The 19233-nt window shown below is 71.7% G+C and carries 18 protein-coding genes; 8 read left to right on the top strand and 10 right to left on the bottom strand.

All coding sequences use genetic code 11. The features are described from left to right. Window positions 1-187: 187 nt before the first annotated feature. Both LZ017_RS04690 and LZ017_RS04685 read left to right on the top strand, forming a co-directional pair. Window positions 188-712 carry a Rossmann fold nucleotide-binding protein gene (locus tag LZ017_RS04690; RefSeq protein WP_241298910.1) on the top strand — a complete coding sequence of 175 codons (525 nt, stop codon included), beginning with the start codon at window positions 188-190 and terminating at the stop codon, window positions 710-712. 169 nt (window positions 713-881) lie between these two features. Continuing rightward, on the top strand, window positions 882-1715 hold the full coding sequence (locus tag LZ017_RS04685) for a hypothetical protein (protein ID WP_241298909.1): 834 nt from the start codon (window positions 882-884) through the stop codon (window positions 1713-1715). A 12-nt stretch (window positions 1716-1727) separates the two neighbouring features. Here LZ017_RS04685 and LZ017_RS04680 read toward each other — a convergent pair whose 3' ends face one another. Continuing rightward, window positions 1728-2660, bottom strand: a complete 933-nt coding sequence (locus LZ017_RS04680) for a LysR family transcriptional regulator (RefSeq protein WP_241298908.1) — start codon at window positions 2658-2660, stop codon at window positions 1728-1730. Between the two features lie 108 nt (window positions 2661-2768). Between LZ017_RS04680 and LZ017_RS04675 the strand changes: the two genes are divergently transcribed. Further along, on the top strand, window positions 2769-4289 hold the full coding sequence (locus LZ017_RS04675) for a CoA-acylating methylmalonate-semialdehyde dehydrogenase (RefSeq protein WP_241298907.1): 1521 nt from the start codon (window positions 2769-2771) through the stop codon (window positions 4287-4289). 188 nt (window positions 4290-4477) lie between these two features. After that, window positions 4478-6085 (top strand): diguanylate cyclase, encoded by a 1608-nt coding sequence (locus LZ017_RS04670; RefSeq protein WP_241298906.1) that lies wholly within the window; start codon window positions 4478-4480, stop codon window positions 6083-6085. A gap of 28 nt (window positions 6086-6113) precedes the next feature. Here LZ017_RS04670 and LZ017_RS04665 read toward each other — a convergent pair whose 3' ends face one another. Both LZ017_RS04665 and LZ017_RS04660 read right to left on the bottom strand, forming a co-directional pair. Further along, window positions 6114-7292, bottom strand: a complete 1179-nt coding sequence (locus LZ017_RS04665) for a diguanylate cyclase (protein ID WP_241298905.1) — start codon at window positions 7290-7292, stop codon at window positions 6114-6116. Further along, window positions 7289-8431 carry a diguanylate cyclase gene (locus tag LZ017_RS04660; RefSeq protein ID WP_241298904.1) on the bottom strand — a complete coding sequence of 381 codons (1143 nt, stop codon included), beginning with the start codon at window positions 8429-8431 and terminating at the stop codon, window positions 7289-7291. Before LZ017_RS04660 ends, LZ017_RS04665 begins: the two co-directional genes overlap by 4 nt. Window positions 8432-8526: 95 nt before the next feature. Between LZ017_RS04660 and LZ017_RS04655 the strand changes: the two genes are divergently transcribed. Continuing rightward, window positions 8527-9273: an SDR family oxidoreductase gene (locus LZ017_RS04655; RefSeq protein WP_374109878.1), complete on the top strand. Its 747-nt coding sequence runs from the start codon at window positions 8527-8529 to the stop codon at window positions 9271-9273. Between the two features lie 9 nt (window positions 9274-9282). Here the strand turns inward: LZ017_RS04655 and LZ017_RS04650 are convergent, their stop codons facing one another. The 3 genes from LZ017_RS04650 to LZ017_RS04640 all read right to left on the bottom strand — a co-directional run bounded on the left by LZ017_RS04650 (window position 9283) and on the right by LZ017_RS04640 (window position 11324). Continuing rightward, on the bottom strand, window positions 9283-9861 hold the full coding sequence (locus tag LZ017_RS04650) for an NAD(P)H-dependent oxidoreductase (RefSeq protein ID WP_241298902.1): 579 nt from the start codon (window positions 9859-9861) through the stop codon (window positions 9283-9285). A 66-nt stretch (window positions 9862-9927) separates the two neighbouring features. Then, entirely contained in the window at window positions 9928-10314 is a 387-nt protein-coding gene (locus LZ017_RS04645) for a MerR family transcriptional regulator (protein ID WP_241298901.1), read from the bottom strand. A gap of 2 nt (window positions 10315-10316) precedes the next feature. Continuing rightward, the gene (locus LZ017_RS04640) at window positions 10317-11324 is read right to left on the bottom strand and encodes a septal ring lytic transglycosylase RlpA family protein (RefSeq protein ID WP_241298900.1); all 1008 of its coding nucleotides are present in this window, start codon (window positions 11322-11324) and stop codon (window positions 10317-10319) included. A gap of 76 nt (window positions 11325-11400) precedes the next feature. On the opposite strand from LZ017_RS04640, the gene LZ017_RS04635 reads away from it, so the two are divergent. The 3 genes from LZ017_RS04635 (at window position 11401) to LZ017_RS04625 (ending at window position 15164) form a co-directional block, all read left to right on the top strand. Next, the gene (locus tag LZ017_RS04635) at window positions 11401-12099 is read left to right on the top strand and encodes a fumarylacetoacetate hydrolase family protein (RefSeq protein WP_241298899.1); all 699 of its coding nucleotides are present in this window, start codon (window positions 11401-11403) and stop codon (window positions 12097-12099) included. A gap of 8 nt (window positions 12100-12107) precedes the next feature. Further along, window positions 12108-12986: a carboxylating nicotinate-nucleotide diphosphorylase gene (gene nadC / locus LZ017_RS04630; RefSeq protein WP_241298898.1), complete on the top strand. Its 879-nt coding sequence runs from the start codon at window positions 12108-12110 to the stop codon at window positions 12984-12986. 96 nt (window positions 12987-13082) lie between these two features. Then, window positions 13083-15164, top strand: coding sequence for an OPT family oligopeptide transporter (locus tag LZ017_RS04625; RefSeq protein ID WP_374109877.1), 2082 nt, complete (start codon window positions 13083-13085; stop codon window positions 15162-15164). Between the two features lie 28 nt (window positions 15165-15192). On the opposite strand, the gene LZ017_RS04620 is transcribed toward LZ017_RS04625, so the two are convergent. The 4 genes from LZ017_RS04620 to LZ017_RS04605 are packed head-to-tail and all read right to left on the bottom strand — an operon-like array spanning window position 15193 to window position 19219. Then, window positions 15193-15936, bottom strand: coding sequence for a proteasome-type protease (locus LZ017_RS04620; protein ID WP_241298896.1), 744 nt, complete (start codon window positions 15934-15936; stop codon window positions 15193-15195). Window positions 15937-15955: 19 nt separating this feature from the next. Then, on the bottom strand, window positions 15956-16795 hold the full coding sequence (locus LZ017_RS04615; protein WP_241298895.1) for a transglutaminase family protein: 840 nt from the start codon (window positions 16793-16795) through the stop codon (window positions 15956-15958). Window positions 16796-16808: 13 nt separating this feature from the next. Next, on the bottom strand, window positions 16809-17780 hold the full coding sequence (locus LZ017_RS04610; protein WP_241298894.1) for an alpha-E domain-containing protein: 972 nt from the start codon (window positions 17778-17780) through the stop codon (window positions 16809-16811). Further along, window positions 17777-19219: a circularly permuted type 2 ATP-grasp protein gene (locus LZ017_RS04605; RefSeq protein ID WP_374109876.1), complete on the bottom strand. Its 1443-nt coding sequence runs from the start codon at window positions 19217-19219 to the stop codon at window positions 17777-17779. Before LZ017_RS04605 ends, LZ017_RS04610 begins: the two co-directional genes overlap by 4 nt. Window positions 19220-19233 lie beyond the last annotated feature (14 nt).

The following is a 19233-nucleotide window of genomic DNA, read 5'->3' as shown; positions in this document are numbered from 1 at the left end:
GGCGGTCCGATGGCGACAGCCTGGGAGCGTTCTGTTGCGGGTTTCCCCCCCTTATGGGGATAGAGCCCCCATCGGGAACGCCCTAGAGTGTTTTCCATGCGGTCCTGGCGGACCGCGCCGGTCCCAACGACGTCCTTCTAGGACTTGGAACGCCTGGCCAGCTTGCTGTCCAGGCGTCTTTTTTGACATGAACCGTTCCTACCGCAAACCCCAGGTCTGTGTCCTCGGCAGTGCCGAGCCCGGTTCCCCCGCCTACGAACTGGCAGGCGCCGCGGGCGAAGCCCTGGCGCGGCTGGGCATCACCGTGGTCAGCGGCTGCGGCAGCCCGGCCACCCGGGTGGCCGCCGAGCGCGCCATCCAGGCCGGCGGCCTGGTGCTGAGCATCGTGCCGCCCGGCCAGATGCCGCCGCCGGACTGGCCGGCGACGGTGGTGCTGCCCTGTGGCATGGGCGACGCGCGCAATCTGCTGATGGCGCTGGCCGGCGATGCCTGCCTCGTGATCGGGGGCCGTGCCGGCACCAAGTCCGAGGTCCATCTGGCCTGGCTGCACAAAAGGCCGCTGCTGCCGCTGGTGGGCTGTGGCGGTTGGTCGGACGAGCTGCTTGCCAATCCGCCCGACGAGCGCGAGAACGCCCCCATCCTGCCCTGGGCCTCCGTGGCCGAACTACAGGAGCGCCTGCGCACGCTGGGCCTCTGCGCCGGCCCTCGCTGACCCGCTCCTCGGGCGGCACGGCGCCGCTCCCCCGCCGGTGCGATTGACGCGCCGGCTCCGCGCCCCTCCAATGCAACGATCTCCCTGAACCCGGTCAGACAAGCGGGGTCTGCTGAGGGTCGAGCAGGCTTGCGCGCGCTGTGTAGGCCCACGCATTGAGGAGGGGAGTATGTCTGTCACCGTCACCCTGCACATCTATTCCGGCGTCGCCGATCCCGCCTGGGAGCTGTCGGACGATCAGGCCCGGGAACTGGTGGACCGCATCCAGCGCATCCAGCAGACCACCTTGCTGAAGCCGGCCGGCCTGCTTGGCAACCTGGGCTACCGCGGCTTCTCGGTCACCTCGGTGGCCGAGCGCGGGCTGGAGCCGCATGTCTACATCCATGGCGGCATCGTCGACAGCGACCGCTTCGACCTGAACCGCATCGTCGACGACGCCGACCTCGAGCGGTGGCTGCTCTCCACCGCGGGTACCGCGGTGTCCGATGATGTGCGCAAGGACGTCGAAGCCCAGCTGTCCGGCGGCCTGGTCAAGCCGCTGGCGGGGCCCATGGTTCCGATGGCGGTGCCGCCCTACAACCCCGGCAAGTGGAACAACGACTTCATCATCCGCACCCGGAACAACTGCTACAACTACGCGAACGACAAGATCACCAACACCTTTGCCCAGCCGGGCCGCGGCAGCGGCGCGGCTTACAGCGCGCTGGACTGTGCCAACGTTGGCGCGGCGTCGCAGCGCGACGGACAGATTCCGGTCGGGCCGCCCGCCGGCACGCCGGCGCAAGGGCACTACATCGCGCTTGTGATCTGGCCGGGCCAGGACTTCCACTGGTACCGGCTGGACAGCAACGCAATGTGGTCGCACAAGCCGGGCCAGACGCCGGCCCGCAACATCGACAACTCGGGCCAACTGATCAGCGATCCGCGCAGCTGCAATCGCGGGCCCTACACCGCCTTCTGCGGCTTCTACCACTGCATCCCGGCGAACACGCGCATCCAGTGAGACGCGGGGCGTTCAGAACCCCGCCGCCAGGCGCTGCTTCAGGTGCTGCACCAGCAGCTGAACCGGTCGCGGCGTGCTGGCGCTCCAGGGATGGATGGCATGGATGGCGTCCCCGAAGAAGCCGACGGCGCGCCAGTCGGGCAGCAGCTCCACCAGGTCCTGCCGCGCCAGCGCGGCCGCGGCGCTGAAGTCCGGCAGCAGCGCGATGCCCATGCCGGCCAGCGCCGCGTCGCGCAGCACCTCGCTGTTGCCGGCGCGCAAAGGCCCCTGCACCGCGACGCGCAGCCGTTCGCGCCGGCGGCCGCCGCGTTCGAAGAACCACTGCGCCGGGCCCGGGCGCAGATAGGGCAGGCAGGCATGCTGCGCCAGTTCGGCCGGGTGCTCGGGACGGCCATGGGTGGCCAGGTAGACCGGTGCCGCGACCAGGCAGGTGCGCGACGCGCAGAGCCGGAAAGCCACATGGGTTTCGGGCGGCTGGCTGGTGTGGCGGATCGCCAGGTCGAAGCCCTCCTGGGCCAGCGCCACCAGCCGGTCCGACAGGTCCAGCTCGACGCGGATTTCCGGATAGCGGGCGAGGAAGTCCGGCAGCGCCGGCGCGATGTGCTGGCGCCCCAGCGCCACCGGCGCGGTGACGCGCAGCAGCCCGCGCGGCTGGCCCGCGGCATCGCGCGCCGCGGCCAGGCTGCGCGCGAGCTGGGCGAAGCTGGGGCCGCTGTCCTGCACCAGGCGTTCGCCGGCCTCGGTCAGGCGCATGGAGCGGGTGCTGCGCGTCACCAGGCCCACGCCCAGCACCCGTTCCAGCTCGGCGATGCGCTGGCTCACCGCCGCCTTGGACAGGCCCAGCCGCTGCGCCGCCCGCGTGAAGCTGCCCAACTGGGCCAGCACGGTCAGGGTGTGCAGCGCATCCCAGAGGGCCTCGTCGCGGACAGTGGGGGCGGGTGTCATGATTGTTCAGTTTATCGAACAATCTGGTCAGTCGGCATGGCTAGGCACGACGTGACGGGCTGCCTAGACTGGCGCCATCGCTTCGTTCCCGTCCGCAGAGGATCCGCCATGAGCCAGCCCACGCCTTACACCGACAGCCGCGACATCGTTCACTTCATCGGCGGTGCGCGCCGCGAGGCCAGCTCCGGCCGCTCGCAGGCGGTCTACAACCCCGCGCTGGGGAGCGTCGCGCGCCAGGTCCAGCTGGGCAGCGTGGCCGATGTGGAGGCCGCGGTGGCCAGCGCCCGCGCCGCGTTCCCGGCCTGGGCCGACCAGCCGCCGCTGCGCCGCGCGCGGGTGATGTTCCGTTTCCTGGAGCTGCTCAACGAGCACCGCGACACCCTCGCCGCGATGATCACCGCCGAGCATGGCAAGGTCTTCACCGATGCTCAGGGCGAAGTCACGCGCGGCATCGACATTGTCGAGTTCGCTTGCGGCATTCCGCAGCTGCTCAAGGGCGACTACACCGAGCAGGTCTCCACCGGCATCGACAACTGGACGCTGCGCCAGCCGCTGGGCGTGGTGGCCGGCATCACGCCCTTCAACTTCCCCTTCATGGTGCCCATGTGGATGGCGCCGCTGGCGCTGGCCACCGGCAACTGCTTCATCCTCAAGCCCAGCGAGCGCGATCCTTCGCCCAGCCTGTTCATCGCCGAACTGCTGCAGCAGGCCGGCCTGCCCGATGGCGTGTTCAGCGTCGTGCAGGGCGACAAGACGGTGGTGGATGCGCTGCTGACCCATCCCGACGTGCGCGCGCTGAGCTTCGTCGGCTCCACGCCGATCGCGCAGTACATCTACGAAACCGGGGCCCGCCACGGCAAGCGCGTGCAGGCGCTGGGCGGCGCGAAGAACCACATGGTGGTGATGCCCGACGCCGACATCGAGCAGGCGGTCGACGCGCTGATTGGCGCCGCCTACGGCTCCGCGGGCGAGCGCTGCATGGCGATCTCGGTCGCGGTGCTGGTGGGCGAGGTGGCGGACCGGATCGTTCCGCGGCTTGCCGAGCGTGCGAAGGCGCTGAAGATCCGCAACGGCATGGAGCTGGATGCCGAGATGGGCCCCATCGTCACGCGCGAGGCGCGCGAGCGCATCGAGGGCTATATCGCGCTGGGCGTGGAGGAGGGCGCCACCCTGGTCGTCGACGGACGCGGCCACCGCGTGCCGGGGCACGAGAAGGGCTTTTTCACCGGCGGCACGCTGTTCGACCATGTCACGCCGGCCATGCGCATCTACAAGGAAGAGATCTTCGGCCCGGTGCTGGCCTGCGTGCGCGTCAAGGACTTCGCCGAGGCGGTGGAACTGGTCAATGCGCACGAGTTCGGCAACGGCGTCGCCTGCTTCACCAGCGACGGTCATGCGGCGCGCGAGTTCGCCCGCCGCATCCAGGTCGGCATGGTGGGCATCAACGTGCCCATCCCGGTGCCCATGGCCTGGCAGGGCTTCGGCGGCTGGAAGAAGAGCCTATTCGGCGACATGCACGCCTATGGCGAGGAGGGCGTGCGCTTCTACACCAAGCAGAAGAGCGTGATGCAGCGCTGGCCGGCCAGCATCGCCAAGGGCGCCGAGTTCGCGATGCCCACCAGCCGCTGAGCCCGCCGCTGGGCCCACCATTGCGGCGGGGCGACGGACGCGCTCTCGGCCCTGCCCCCTGAAACAGCGGGGCGGAACGGCAATCTTTGGCGCCCCCGGGTTTCCTGGTGGGCGCTATGCGCCATTTCGGGGGCAGGAATCCGGGACCGGATGCGGTACGCTTGCCGCCCGTGACAATTTGTAGCGCCATGTCGACCACCCCCGACACCGACGACACCCTGCACCAGTCCCTGGCGCAGGCGCGTTCGGCGCGCCGGGACGGGCGCATGGACGAGGGCCTGGCGCTGGCCGCCCAGGTCTGGTCCGAGGCCCAGCGCCGCGGCTTTGTGGCCGAGCAGACCGAGGCCGGCCATCTCTGCGCGCATTTCCGCTATCGCCGCGGCGACCATGCCGGCCTGCTGGAGGTGGGCCAGGCGCTGCTGCCGCTGCTGCGCCAGCAGTCCGACCTGGCCATGCTGGCCGAGGTGCTGCGCTGGATGGCGCTGTCCTCCGCCGAGCTGAGCCAGTTCGACCAGGCGCTGGCCTATGCGCACGAGGCCGTGCTGCTGGCCGAAGACCCGGACGACCTGCGCACGCGGGCGCTGGCACTCAACGCGCTGGGCGCCTGCTTCGAGCGCATGGGCGATCCCTGGCAGGCCGAGCGACTGATGAACGAGGCGGCCGCGTTGATTCGCGAGATCGCGACGCCGCAGGAAGTCTTTGTTTCGCTGAACAACCTCTGCCATGTGGCGCTGGGCATGCGCCAGCTGCTGGCCGACGGCGAGGACGCCGACGGCGCGGCGCAGGCGCTGGCGCGGGCGCTGCACTATGCCGAGGAGCTGCAGCCGCAGCTGGCGGTGCTCAGCGACCCCTTCTGCCTGGCGCTGCATGAATCGCATCTGGCCGAAATCCGGCTGCTGCGCGGCGAGGCCGACGCGGCGCTGGCCCATCTGCAGACGGCGCTGCGGCTGTGCGACAGCCAGGGCTATGCCGCGCTGGGCGCGCGCATCCATGCGCTATGGGCCGAGCTGGACCTGCTGCGTGGCGATGCCGCCGCGGCCTGGGATCGCCTGCAGACCCTGGAAGCCCTGGGCGGCCAGGTCACGCTGGCCGAGCCGCTGCGCCTGCGCCTGCACCGCCTGGGCTGGCGCTGCGCGCGCGAACTGGGCCATACCGCGGCGGCGCTGGCTCATGTGGAGCAGCTGCGCCGCTTCGAACGCCGCCGTGGCCAGGCCCAGTTGCAGGCCCAGTCGCGCTACTTCCTGGACCGGCTGGAGGCCGAGCAATGCTGCAGCCGCGGCGCCGGCGCGTCTGCGTCCGCCGACGAGGACGGGACGCTGGGCGATCCACTCACCGGTCTGGGCAGCCGCCGCCTGCTGGAGGCGCGCCTGCCCTCGCTGCTGCGCAGCGCGGAGCAGGGCGGCCGGCCCGCGACGCTGGCGCTGATCGACGCCGACGGGCTGTCGCGCATCAACGAGGCCCATGGCCGCCAGGCCGGCGATGCCGTGCTGCAGCGCCTGGCCGAGCTGCTGCGCGACAACACGCGCGGCAGCGACCTGCTGCTGCGCTGGGGCGGCGAAGAATTCCTCGTCGTGCTGGTGGACACGGTGGCGGACCGCGCGGTGGAGGTGCTGGAGCGCCTCAACGCCAGCGTGGCCGAGGCGGACTGGAGCGACATCGCGCCGGGCCTGTCGCCCACCTTCAGCGTCGGGCTGGCGAGCACGCCGCCCTATTCGATGCCACTGCTGCTGGCGCGCGCCGAGGCGGCGATGTTCCGCGCCAAACACCTGGGCGGCAACCGGGTGGCGCTGGCCTAGCGGCCGCGTCTGCCTCGTGCGGGCCGGCTCAGGCGGTGTCGTCGTCGGCCTCCAGGGCCTGGACCACGTTGCGGCCCTGGTTCTTCGCGCGGTACATCGCGCGGTCGGCACGCTTGAGCACGTCGGCGGGGGCCTCGTCGCGCCCATGCGCCTGGGCGACGCCGAAGCTCGCGGTCAGCGGCCAGCTCGTGCCCTGCCATTCGAAATCGCGCGAGGCCAGGCAGGCGCGCATGCGCTCGGCGACCAGCGTGGCGCCGAGGATGTCGGTGTCGGGCAGCAGCGCACAGAACTCCTCGCCGCCCAGCCGTCCCAGCCGGTCCACGTTGCGCAGGCAGGGCCGCAGGGTCTCGATCAGCGTCTTCAGCGCGGCATCGCCGGCCGCATGTCCCAGCGTGTCGTTGAGCTGCTTGAAGCGGTCCATGTCCAGCATCACCAGGGCGTAGGGGTGGCCGCGGCCATGGCGTGCGTGCTGCAGCGCCATCGCCTCGGCCAGCGCGCGCCGGTTCAGCACGCCGGTGAGCGCATCGTGGCGGGTCAGGTTCTGGATCTTCAGGATCAGCTTCATGACCAGCAGGAAGGCCATGGTGCCATTGAGCGTCAGGTTGAGCAGCAGCGTGCCCCACAGCCAGCCCAGGTTGAACGCGTTGTCCACGTTCAGGTCCACCGTGTTGCGCGGCAGCAGCAGCGCTTCCACCGGGCGCGCCAGCAGCAGCAGCGCGAGCAGGAACATCGGCATGGTCAGCAGCGCGGCCGGCAGTGGGCGCAGCTGGCGTGCGCGCAGCAGGCGGTAGGCGTCCAGGCCGCCGATGATGCTCAGCAGCGCCACGCCGCCATACAGGATCAACTTGTACAGCAGCAGATGATCGTCGTCGGACGTCGCGGCCGAGCCCAGCGCGACCAGCACGACGATCACCCAGGTGCGTGCCACCGGTGCGCGCCGGTCGGCCATCAGCGGCAGTGCCAGCCGGACCAGCCCGAAGGCGGCCACCGCCAGCATGTCGCCCAGCGGCAGCTTCAGCCAGGGCAGCAGGCCCAGCGACGGATGCAGCGCCAGCCCCAGGCCCAGCAGCACGTTGGCCGTGGCGATGCAGCGGCTGGCGCGGAAGGACTCGCGCAAGCCCAGCGCGATCACCCACCAGACCACACTGGCCATCAGGAAGAGGGCGATGATGGCGCTGAGCAGGCTGCGCGGGTCGGCGTTCATCATGCCTCGGCCCCCGCCGTCGCGCGGGCGCGGATCACGCGGTTGCGTCCCTGCGCCTTGGCCTTGTACAGCGCGCGGTCGGCGCGCTGCATCGCGTCATGCCCCAGGCGGTCGCCCGCCTCCATGCCGGCCACGCCGAAGCTGGCGGTCAGGGGCCAGGTCTTGCCTTCCCACAGCAGCGGGGCGGCGGCAAGGCGCCGACGCAGGCGTTCGGCGGCCTGCACCGCCTGCTCGGGGTGGGTGTCGGGGAGCAGCAGGCAGAACTCCTCGCCGCCCAGCCGGGCGAGCACGTCGGGGCTGCGCAGCTCGCTGCTCAGCAGCGCACCCAGATGCTGCAGTGCGGCGTCGCCGCCGGCATGGCCCAGCTCGTCGTTGACGCGCTTGAAATGGTCCACGTCCAGCAGCAGCACCGCATGGCAGCTGCCGCGGTCCACCTGCGCCTGCAGGCTGGCCAGGTGCTCATCCAGCGCGCGGCGGTTCAGCAGCCCGGTGAGCGGGTCGCGGCGCGTCAGATGGTGCACGCGCGCGATCAGCCGCTGCAACACCAGCGCAAACAGCCCGGCCGTGATCGCCAGGTTGATCGTCAGCCGCAACAGCGCGAGCCCGCCGCTGCCCATGGTCTGGATCGGGGCGCTGAGCCAACCCAGCAAGGCGGCGCCGCGCCACACGCCGACGATGGTCAGCCACAAATAGGGCAGGGCCAGCAGCGCCGTGATCGGGCGGTTGAATCCGGCGCCGAGCAGGATGTCGCGCCCCGCCAGCAGCCCCAGCAGGCCCACGCCCAGCGAGAGCAGCGCGCGCTGGGCGTTCTCGTCGGGGTAGAGCAGTGCGATGCCCAGCCCGGTCAGCGCGGCCAGCACGACGGGCGTCAGCGCTATGCGCTCCAACCGCATCAGCCGATGCATGGCCAATGCCAGACAGGTGAAGGCCAGCAGCGTCGCCGGCATGGTCAGCGGCGGCCCCCACGGACCGGCCGGCGAAGGCCACAGCGCCGGCACCAGCAGCAAATGGGTGGCGGCGATCAGCAGCGAGGCCTGTGGCGCCACGCGCAGCACCAGGCCCAGCAGCAGCCAGACCAAGAAGGCGAGCAGGTCCACCACGGCAGTCACCATCTGCAAGGTGGCGGCGTCGAGGTTGTGCATGTCTTGGTTCGCGGGCTCCCTGCGGCATCATCGCAAACTCGTGCGGCCCGGTACAGCAGAATTCCCCCATGCAAAGCTCAGAAGCAGACAGTTTCTTGCGCTCCGTGACCTTGGTCACCGGGGCCGCGCGCGGCATTGGCGCGGCGACGGCGCGCCTGCTCGCCGGACCGGGGCAAGACCTGGCCCTGAACTACCGCAGCGACCACGCGGCCGCCGAGGCGCTGGCCGAGGCGTTGCGCGCGCGCGGCTCGCGCGTGCTGCTGCTGCCGGCCGATGTGGCCGACCCGCAGCAGGTGGCGCGGATGTTCGAGCGCGTGGACGCCGAGTTCGGGCGGCTCACCGGCCTGGTGAACAACGCCGGCATCGTCGCGCCATCGACCGGGGTGCAGGGCATTGACCGCCCGCGCCTGGAGCGATTGTTCGCCGTCAATGTGTTCGGCACGCTGTACTGCATCCAGCAGGCCGCGCGGCGCATGGGCACCGCCAGCGGCGGCGCTGGTGGCGCCATCGTCAATGTCTCGTCGCGCGCGGCGCAGCTGGGCTCGCCGGGCGTGTACGTGGACTACGCGGCCACCAAGGGTGCGGTCGACAGCCTCACCGTGGGCCTGGGGCGCGAGCTGATCGCCCAGGGCATACGCGTTAACGGCGTGCGCCCGGGCATCATCGAGACGGACATTCACGCGGACAGCGGCACCGAGGCCGCGCTGCCCGAGGCGGCGCGCGCCATCCCGATCGGCCGGCTGGGCCGGGCCGACGAGGTGGCCCAGGCCATCGTCTGGCTGCTGTCGCCGGCCGCCAGCTACCTGGTGGGCACGACGCTGGACGTCGCGGGCGGGCGCTGACGCGCGGCCTCAGCGCCCGCGCCGGCCCAGCGCCTCCGCCCGCGCCAGCCAGGCCTCGCGCCGTGCCGCGCTGCTGCCCTGGATCGGCGCGAAGGCGCTGATGCGCACCGGCCGGATGCCGCAGAAGCCCAGCACCGCGTCGCGCATCATGCGGTGCGCGCTGGCCCCCTGGAACAAGCGGAAGTACCAGCCCGGCGTGTCCAGCGTGACCAGCAGGCGCGCGCTGCGGCCGCGCAGCAGGCGCTCGGGCAGCGCCTGGCCGGGTTGGTAGCGGAACGCGAAGCCGGACAGCAGCACGCGGTCCAGCAGGCCCTTCAGCAGGGCCGGCACCGAGCCCCACCAGACCGGATAGGCGATCACCCAATGCTGGGCCCACAGCAGGTCCCGCTGCAGCGTCTGCAGGTCGGGCTCCAGCGGCTGTACCACGTCGTAGCCCTGGTGCAGGAGTGGGTCGAAGCGCAGCGTGTGCAGATCGACGCGGCGCAGTTCATGGCCGGCCGCGCGCGCGGCCTGTTCGTAGCGCTCGGCCAGCGCGGCGCCGAAGCTGTGTGGGCGCGGATGGGCCTGGATCAGAAGGATGCGTGTCATGGCGCGCAGCATCCACCCTCTCCCTAGGGGCAGAGTCAAGCGCCTCGTCGCCCGACCGTCGGACGCTCAGCCCGCCGGGCACTCGCAGGCCTGTTGGTAGCCCGCGCGCAGCTGGGCCTCGAAGCGCGCCAGCCGGCCGGCCTGCTCGGCCAGGCGCGCCTGCTCCTGTGCCAGCTGCTCGCGCTTGGCGCGCACGGCGGCCAGTGCGCGCTCCAGCGGCAGCGCCTGGGTCAGCGGCCCCGGGCCGGCCAGCTGCTGCAGCTCGCGCAGCCGGAAGCCCAGCGCCTGGGCCTCGCGGATCATCAGCACCGCCTGCAGATGCTCGTCCTCGTAGACGCGGTAGCGGCCCTGGCGGCGCGGGGCCGGCAGCAGCCCCAGGCTCTCGTAGAGCCGCAGGGCCTTGGCCGAGGCGCCGCTGGCGCGTGCCAGCGCCCCGATGCGCAGGGGCGCCATGCTCAGCGGCGCTCCACCAGCACCGGCTCGATGGCGGCCGCCAGGCGCAGGCGCTGGGCGGCGGCGCGCGCATCGTCGCGGCTGCCGAAGGGGCCCAGCTGCAGCCGGTGCAGGCTCTTCTCGCGGAAGATGGCCAGCAGCGGCGCGGTCCAGTCCAGCTCGCGCGCCAGACGCTCGCGCAGCTGCTCGGCGCCGTCCAGGCGCGAGAAAGCGCCCAGCTGCAGCCAGAAGCCGGGCGCCGCGGCCACGCTCAGGCGGTTGATCTTGTCGTCCAGCGAATCGGCATCGGCCTGGGTGTCGGACGGCCGGCGCAAGGCCTGGGTGCCGGTGGTCTCGGGCGCGCCGCTCGGGCTGGCGGCGGCATAAACCGGCGCCTCGGGCAGCGGCGTGGGCGCGTCGGCCGGGCCGCGCCCGCGCATCCAGGCGCCGGTGCGGATGTCCTCGTAGGTGATGCGCTCGACCTCCACCGGCGCGACGCCGCGCAGCAGGTCCAGCTTCAGCGCGGCGGTGTAGCTGAGGTCGATCACGCGGCCGGGATGGAAGGGCCCACGGTCGTTGACGCGCACGATCACCTCGCGGCCATTGGCCGGGTTGCGCACCCGCGCATAGCTGGGGATGGGCATGGTGGCGTGGGCCGCCGTCATCGCGTACATGTTGTAGACCTCGCCGCTGGAGGTCGGCTTGCCATGGAACTTGCGGCCATACCAGGAGGCCAGCCCGCGTTCCGTCATCGGCCGGTCCTCGGCCACCGGGTCGTAGCGCTGGCCCAGCACCTCGTAGGGCTTGTTGGGGCCACCCTTGCGGATGGCTTCCACGCGCGGCGCGGCGTTGGGCACCTTGTCCAGGTCGGGCGGCGGTCGCGCGTCGGGGCCGTCGCGGTCGGGCCAGGAGCCCGGGCGCGCGCCGCCGGGCACCGGGCCGCTCGAGGGAGGCCGGCTGGCACAGGCGGCCAGCAGCAGCGCGAGCGTCAGCGCGCTGCCGCGGGTGATCAGGTCGGTCGGTCTCGGCATGGCCGCCACCCTAGCCGAAGCCGGGGGGGTTTGCCAAGGTTATGCTGCGCTCCTGAACGAATCCCGGGTGCCGACCATGAGCTCCTACATCTTTCCGCCCGCCCCCCAGGCCAGCGTCGCCGTGCGCGGCCAGTCCGCCCGCTACGCGGTGAGCCGCATCTTCTGCGTCGGCCGCAACTACGCCGCCCACGCGCGCGAAATGGGCAGCGACCCCGACCGCGAGCCGCCTTTCTATTTCACCAAGCCCGCCAGCAGCCTGGCGCCGGCCGGCTCCGCCATCCCGTATGCGCCGGGCACCGGCAACCTGCATTACGAAATGGAGCTGGTGGTGGCGCTGGGCGCGCCGGTCTTCCGTGCCAGCGCCGAGCAGGCGGCGGCGGCCGTCTGGGGCTATGCCGCGGGCCTGGACATGACGCGCCGCGACCTGCAGAACGCCGCCAAGGCCAACGGCCGGCCCTGGGACCTGGGCAAGGCCTTCGAGCATGCCGCGGTGATCACCGAGCTGGTGCCGCGCAGCGAGAGCGGCGAGCTGCGCGCCGGCGCGATCACGCTGGCCGTGAACGGCGTCGAGAAGCAGCGCGGCGACCTGTCCGACATGATCTGGAGCGTGCCCGAGCTGGTCGCCAACCTGTCGCAGTACTACCACCTGGGCCCGGGCGACCTGATCTACACCGGCACGCCCGAGGGCGTGGGGCCGGTGCAGCCGGGCGACCAACTGCTGGGTGTCATCGAGGGCCTGGGCGAGCTGCGCCTCGCGATCGGCCAGCCGGAGTGAGTGCCTTCATGTTCGACCACAACGAAACCCTGACCGAGGCGCGCGAGCGCAACATCCGCGACGCGCTGTTCGAGGACATCGGGCGCTGCGACTGGACCGCCCAGCTGGTGCCGGCCGGCCGCCGCGTGCGCGCCCATGTGCGGGTGCGCGAAGCCGCGGTGCTGTGTGGCCGCGATTGGTTCGAAGGCGTGTTCGCGCGCCTGGACGGCAACAGCCGCATCGAATGGCTGTACGCCGAAGGCGCGGACATGCAGCCCGACACCGTGGTCTGCCGCATCGAGGCCGATGGCCGCGCGCTGCTGTCGGCCGAGCGGCCGGCGCTGAATTTCCTGCAGCTGCTCTCGGGCACCGCGACGCTGACGCGCGCCCATGCGCGCGCCGTGGAAGGCGCCAGCCCCAACCCGCGCGGCTGCGCCGTGCTGGACACGCGCAAGACCCTGCCGGGGCTGCGCCTGGCGCAGAAGTACGCGGTGCGCGTGGGCGGCGGCGCCAACCAGCGCCTGGCGCTGTACGACGGCATCCTGATCAAGGAGAACCACATCGCCGCCGCCGGCGGCGTGAGCCAGGCGCTGGCCAACGCCCAGGCCCTGAACGCCGGCGTGGACATCCAGATCGAGGTCGAGACCCTGGCCCAGCTGCGCGAGGCGCTGGCCGCGGGCGCAACCAGCGTGCTGCTGGACAACTTCAGCGAGGCCATGATGCGCGAGGCCGTCGCAATCAACCGCGACGCCCATGCGGGCCAGGCCTTGCTGGAGGTCTCGGGTGGCGTCGCGCTGGACCAGCTGCGCTGGATCGCCGCGACCGGCGTGGACCGCATCTCCATCGGCCGCCTGACCAAGGATGTGCGCGCGGTGGACTACTCGATGCGCGTCGACGGGCCGGTCTGAGCCTGCAGGGGCTTGGGGCCGCGGGCGCGGGCCGGACTGCGGCGGCGTGCGGCGGCCCCGGCGTGACGGCTGTCTGACCCCGGGCGCGGGTGGAGAATGCCGCGACGGCGCCGCGGCGCCCCCATCGCGACCTGGAGGACATCGCCCGTGAGCAACCCGAACCCCCCGTTGGCCGGCAGCCCCGCTGCCCTGGGCCGTGAACTGAGTCTGCGCGGCCTGGTGCTGGGCGTGCTGATCACGCTGGTGTTCACGGCGGCGAACGTCTACTTCGGCCTCAAGGCCGGGCTGACCTTCGCGACCTCCATCCCGGCCGCGGTGATCTCCATGGCGCTGCTGCGCTATGCGGCCGGCGCCACCATCCACGAGAACAACATCGTGCAGACCGTGGCCTCCTCGGCCGGCACGCTGTCCTCCATCATCTTCGTGCTGCCGGGCCTGGTGATGATCGGCTGGTGGCAGGGCTTCCCCTATTGGGTGTCCTTCACCATCTGCGCGCTGGGCGGGGTGCTGGGGGTGATGTATTCGATCCCGCTGCGGCGCGCGCTGGTGACGGGGTCGGACCTGCCCTATCCCGAGGGCGTGGCCTGCGCCGAGGTGCTGAAGGTCGGCTCGCGGGCCGGCGGCGACGCGGCCGAGGACGGGCGCAAGGGCCTGCTGGCCATCGTCGTGGGCAGCGTCGCGTCGGCGGCGTTCGCGCTGGTCGTCGCCACCCAGGTGTTCGCCGGCGAGGTGGCGCGCTTCTTCCGCCTCGGCGGCGGTCACGAGACGCCCAACGGCACGGCGGGCGGCGCGGCCAGCGGCTTCAACTTCAGCCTGTCCTTCGCGCTGCTGGCGGTGGGCCATCTGGTGGGGCTGTGGGTGGGCCTGGCCATCCTGCTTGGCGCGCTGATCGCCTGGGCCGGCGCGGTGCCCTACCTGAGCAGCCTGCAGGACTGGACCGGCCCGGTGGCCGACATCGCGCAGGCGACCTGGAGCAAGAAGGTGCGCTTCATCGGCGCCGGCACCATCGGCGTGGCGGCGGTCTGGACGCTGTTGAAGCTGGCGCTGCCGGTGGGCCGCGGCCTGGCCTCGGCGCTGCAGGCCTCGCGCGCGCGCCGCGCCGGTCAGGGCGCACGGCTGCCGCGCACGGAACAGGACATCCCCATCGGCTGGGTCGCGCTGATCACGCTGGCCTGCATGCTGCCCATCGCTGCGCTGCTGGCCCAGTTCGCGAGCGGCGCGGGCCTGTCGGCGCAGCTGCTGCCGCTGGTGGTCGGCGGCGTGGCCTTCATCGCGCTGATGAGCTTCTTCGTCGCGGCGGTGTGCGGCTACATGGCGGGGCTGATCGGCTCGTCCAACAGCCCGCTGTCGGGCGTGGGCATCCTGGTGGTGATCGTCGCGTCGCTGTTGCTGGTGCTGGGCGTGAAGCCGCTGCTGCCGGCCGAAGCGGGGCCGGCGCTGGTGGCCTTCGCGCTCTTCGTCACCGCGGTGGTGTTCGCGGTGGCCACCATCTCCAACGACAACCTGCAGGACCTGAAGACCGGCCAGCTGGTGGACGCCACGCCCTGGCGCCAGCAGCTGGCGCTGATCGTCGGCGTGGTCGCCGGCGCGCTGGTGATCCCGCCGGTGCTGGACCTGCTGAACCAGGCCTACGGCTTCGCCGGCGCCCCGGGCGCGGACCCGGCGCGCGCGCTGGCGGCGCCGCAGGCGGCGCTGATCTCGGCGCTGGCCAAGGGCGTGATCCAGGGCAGCCTGGACTGGGGCCTGATCGGCCTGGGCGCGGCGCTGGGCGTGGGCCTGATCGCGGTCGACGCGCTGATCAAGCGCGCCACGGGCGGCCGCGCCTATCTGCCACCGCTGGCGGTGGGCCTGGGCATCTACCTGCCGACCTCGTCGACGCTGATGATCGTCGTCGGCGCGCTGGCCGGCTGGTGGTTCGACCGCCGCGCCGAGCGTGCCGCCCGGCCCGAAGCGACGAAGCAGCTGGGCGTGCTGCTGGCCTCCGGCCTGATCGTCGGCGAAAGCCTGATCGGCGTGGCGCTGGCCGCGATCGTGGTGTTCTCGGGCCAGGGCGCGCCGCTGGCCCTGGTCGGCGAGGGCTTTGCCGAAACCGCGGTCTGGGTGGGCGCGCTGGCCTTCGTCGGCACGGGCGCGGCGCTCTACCTGTGGGCGCGGCGCCTGGCCGAGGCGCGGCGCTGAGCCGGCCCGACGGGACCGGGCGGCGCGCTCAGCGGAACCAGTCTTCGTCGGGCAGCTTGGCGAAGACCCGCTTCAGCCCGCTGCCCCAGCCCTGGCGCAGCCTGTTGAAGTAGGGGTCCTCGGCGGTGATGCGGTGCGGGTCGGCGGGCGCGAAGCTGTCGGCCTTGTACAGCAGCATGTCCAGCGGCAGGCCCACCGAGAGGTTGCTGCGTATGGTCGAGTCGAACGAGATCAGCGTGCACTTGGCGGCCTCGTTGAGGCTGCTGTCGAAGTTGACGACGCGGTCCAGGATGGGCTTGCCGTATTTGGACTCGCCGATCTGCAGATAGGGCGTGTCCTCGGTGGACTCGATGAAGTTGCCCTGCGGATAGACGTGGAACAGGCGCGGCCGCTCGCCGCGGATCTGGCCACCGACCAGGAAGTTGGCGCCGAAGTCCACGCCCTGGCTCAGCGTGCCGCCGTTGCTGGTGTCACGCGCGACCACCTCCTTCAGCGTCTGCCCGACCAGCTCCGCCGCGTCGTACAGCGAGGCCACGCCCATCAGGTGCTGGCTGCCGCCGTGCTGGGGCTGGCTGCGCAGGCGCAGCAGGCTCACCACGCTCTGCGTGGTGGCGAGGTTGCCGGCGTTGAGCAGCACGATCAGCCGTTCGCCGGGTTGCTCGAACAAGGCCATCTTGCGGAAGGTGGCGATGTGGTCCACGCCCGCATTGGTGCGCGAATCGGAGGCGAACAGCAGGCCGGCCCGCAGCCGCATGGCAACGCAGTAAGTCATGGGGCGAGAGCTTAAGGCATCACTGGTCGGCGCCCGGCGCGGCGGTGGCCGCATCGCGGGGACGCACCTGCACCAGCGCATGCAGCGTCTCCAGCCCGCCGCCCAGGCGCACGCCGCGCACCGGGCAGGCGTCCAGGTAGTCCGCGCCGATGGCCAGCTTCACATGGCGGCCGTTGGCCAGGCACTGGTTGGAAACGTCGTAGCCCAGCCAGCCGGCCGCGCCGTCCTCGCCGGCGGGCAGAAAAACCTCGGCCCAGGCGTGGCTGGCCACATGCTCGGCGTCGGTGGCGAGATAGCCCGAGACATAGCGCGCCGGCAGGCCCAGCCGTCGCGCGCAGGCGACGAAGACCTGGGCGTGGTCCTGGCACACGCCGTGGCCGCTGGCGAAGGCCTGGGCCGCCGCGGTGGCGGCGTCGGTGGCGCCCTGCACATAGGGCATGCGCTCGCCCAGCTGCCGCATCAGCGCCATCAGCGCCTCGTGTGGTGCGTTCTGGGCCGCGGGCGCGAAGCCGGCGGCGAAGGCGGCGAGCGCCGCGTCGGCCCGCGTCAGCGGCGTGTCGCGCAGGAACAGCTGCGTTGGCAGGCCGTCCGGCGGCTGCGGTCGCGGCGCGTCGTCGCAGGTGATCACCTCGCCACGCGCGATCAGGTGGATTTCGCGCCGCGGCCCGTCCAGGCTCAGCACATGCAGGGGGTTGCCGAAGGCGTCTTCGCAGCGGGTTGCCGGGCCGGGCAGCGTGAGTTGCCAGTCCAGCACCTGCACGCCGGGGGCGCCGCGCGGCGTCAGGCGCAGGTACTGGGTGCTGCGCGACAGCGGTGCCTCGTACACGTACACCGTTTCATGGGAGATGTGCAGATGCATGGCCGCGCTCCCGTCATTGGGCCTCGAAGTAGGCCTGCTGGATGTCGTCGCCCAGCTGGGCCGAGACCTCCAGGAAGCGCGTCAGCCAGGTGTGCAGGCCCATCTCCAGAATCTCGTCGACGCAGCCATGCTCCAGCCGCAGCGCCATCGCGCCGGCGCGGCGCTTGACCAGGCGGCCGGCGTCGTCGGCGCCGTCGCGTGCCTCGATCTGCGGCAGCACCGCGCGGATCTCCTGGCAGCAGGCGCGCAGCGAGCGCGGCACGTCGGGACGCAGGATCAGCAGCTCGGTGACGCGGCGGCCGTTGAGGCTGTCGCGGTAGGCGGCGTGGTAGGCCTCGAAGGCCGACAGCGAGCGCAGCAGCGCGTTCCAGGCATAGAAGTCCGGCGCGCTCTCGCTGGGCGCGTCCACCGGCGCCAGCGTGTCCACCGCGGGGGCGATCAGCTGGCTCTTCACGTCCAGCAGCCGCGCGGTGTTGTCGGCGCGCTCGATGAAGGTGCCCAGGCGGATGAAGCAGTAGGCGTCGTTGCGCTGCAGCGTGCCGTAGGTGGCGCCGCGGAACAGGTGCGAACGCTCCTTGACCCAGTCGAAGAAGGAGGAGGGGTCGGCCATGCCGCGCTTGGCCAGCTCGCGCGCCTCCAGCCAGCTGGCGTTGATGGCCTCCCACATCTCGGCGGTGATCTGGCCGCGCACCGCATGCGCGTTTTCGCGCGCCTGGCGGATGCAGGACAGCACCGAGGCCGGGTTGTCCAGGTCCAGCCCCATGAAGCGAAAGAGCTGCTCGGCGCTGAGCCTGTCGTGGCGGCGCGTATAGGCCTCCAGCGTGCCGGTGACGGACAGCGGCGCCGCCAGCTCGGTGGCCGCGCCGCGCGTCTGCGGCAGCAACGACAGCGAATGGGTCACGTCCAGCATGCGGACCAGGTTCTCGGCGCGCTCCAGATAGCGGCTCATCCAGTAGAGCTGCGCGGCGGTTCTCGACAGCATCATGGCGTCTCCGGTCGGTTTTCGAGGATCCAGGTGTCCTTGGTGCCGCCGCCCTGCGAGGAGTTCACCACCAGGGAGCCGGCCTTCAGCGCGACACGGGTCAGCCCGCCGGCCACCATGTCCACCTCGCGGCCGGAGAGCACGAAGGGGCGCAGGTCGATGTGGCGCGGCGCGATGCCGCGCTCGACGAAGGTCGGGCAGCTGGACAGGCACAGCGTGGGCTGGGCGATGTAGTTGGCGGGGTTGGCCCGGACCCGTTCGCGGAAGTCCGCCACCTCGGCCGCGCTGGCGGCCGGGCCCACCAGCATGCCGTAGCCGCCGGCGCCATGCACCTCCTTGACCACCAGCTCCGCCATGTGGGCCAGCACATGGTCCAGGTCCTCGGGCTTGCGGCACTGCCAGGTGGGCACGTTGTGCAGGATGGGCTCCTCGCCGAGGTAGAAGCGGATCATCTCGGGCACATAGGGATAGATGGACTTGTCGTCCGCCACCCCGGTGCCGATCGCGTTGGCCAGCACCACATGGCCCTGCTTGTACACCGACAGCAGGCCGGGCACGCCCAGCATGGAATCGGCGCGGAAGGCCAGCGGGTCCAGGAAGGCGTCGTCGATGCGGCGGTAGATCACGTCCACCCGCTTGGGGCCCACGGTGGTGCGCATGTAGACGAAGCCGTCGCGCACGAACAGGTCCTGCCCCTCGACCAGTTCCACGCCCATCTGCTGCGCCAGGAAGGCATGTTCGAAGTAGGCCGAGTTGAACGGCCCCGGCGTCAGCACCACCACCGTGGGGTTGTCGGCCGGGCTGGCCTGGCGCAGCGTGTTCAGCAGCAGCGCCGGATAGTGGGCCACCGGCGCCACCGCGTACTGCGCGAACAGCTCGGGGAAGAGCCGCATCATCATCTTGCGGTTCTCCAGCATGTAGCTGACCCCGGAGGGCACGCGCAGGTTGTCCTCCAGCACGTAATAGCCGCCGTCGGCATGTCGGATCAGGTCCACGCCGGTGATGTGGGCATACACGCCCAGCGGCAGGTCCAGCCCCTGCATCGCCGGCTGATACTGCGCGTTCGCGAAGACCTGCTCGGCCGGGATCAGGCCGGCCTTGACGATCTCGTGGTCGTGGTAGATGTCCCACAGAAAGCGGTTCAGCGCGGTGACGCGCTGGCGCAGCCCGCGCTGCAGCAGCCGCCATTCGTCGGCCGGCACGATGCGTGGCACGGTGTCGAAGGGGATCAGCCGCTCCGCGCCGGCCTCGTCGCCGTAGACCGCGAAGGTGATGCCCACCTTGTGGAACAGCAGGTCGGCCTCGGCCCGCTTCTTGGCCAGCGCCTCGGGCGTCTGGGCGTGCAGCCAGTCGGCGAAGGGCTGGTAGCTCGGGCGTATCGCCCCGCTGGGCAGCAGCATCTCGTCGTAATGCCCCGAGGGCGGCAGGGTCAGCGCATGCATGAACAGGACTCCGG

The organism is Pelomonas sp. CA6 (assembly GCF_022549225.1).
In the GTDB taxonomy this organism is placed as follows: Bacteria; Pseudomonadota; Gammaproteobacteria; order Burkholderiales; family Burkholderiaceae_C; genus Roseateles.
The sequence above is the reverse complement of the archived record's forward strand: the minus strand, read 5'-3'. Positions and strand labels throughout refer to the sequence as shown.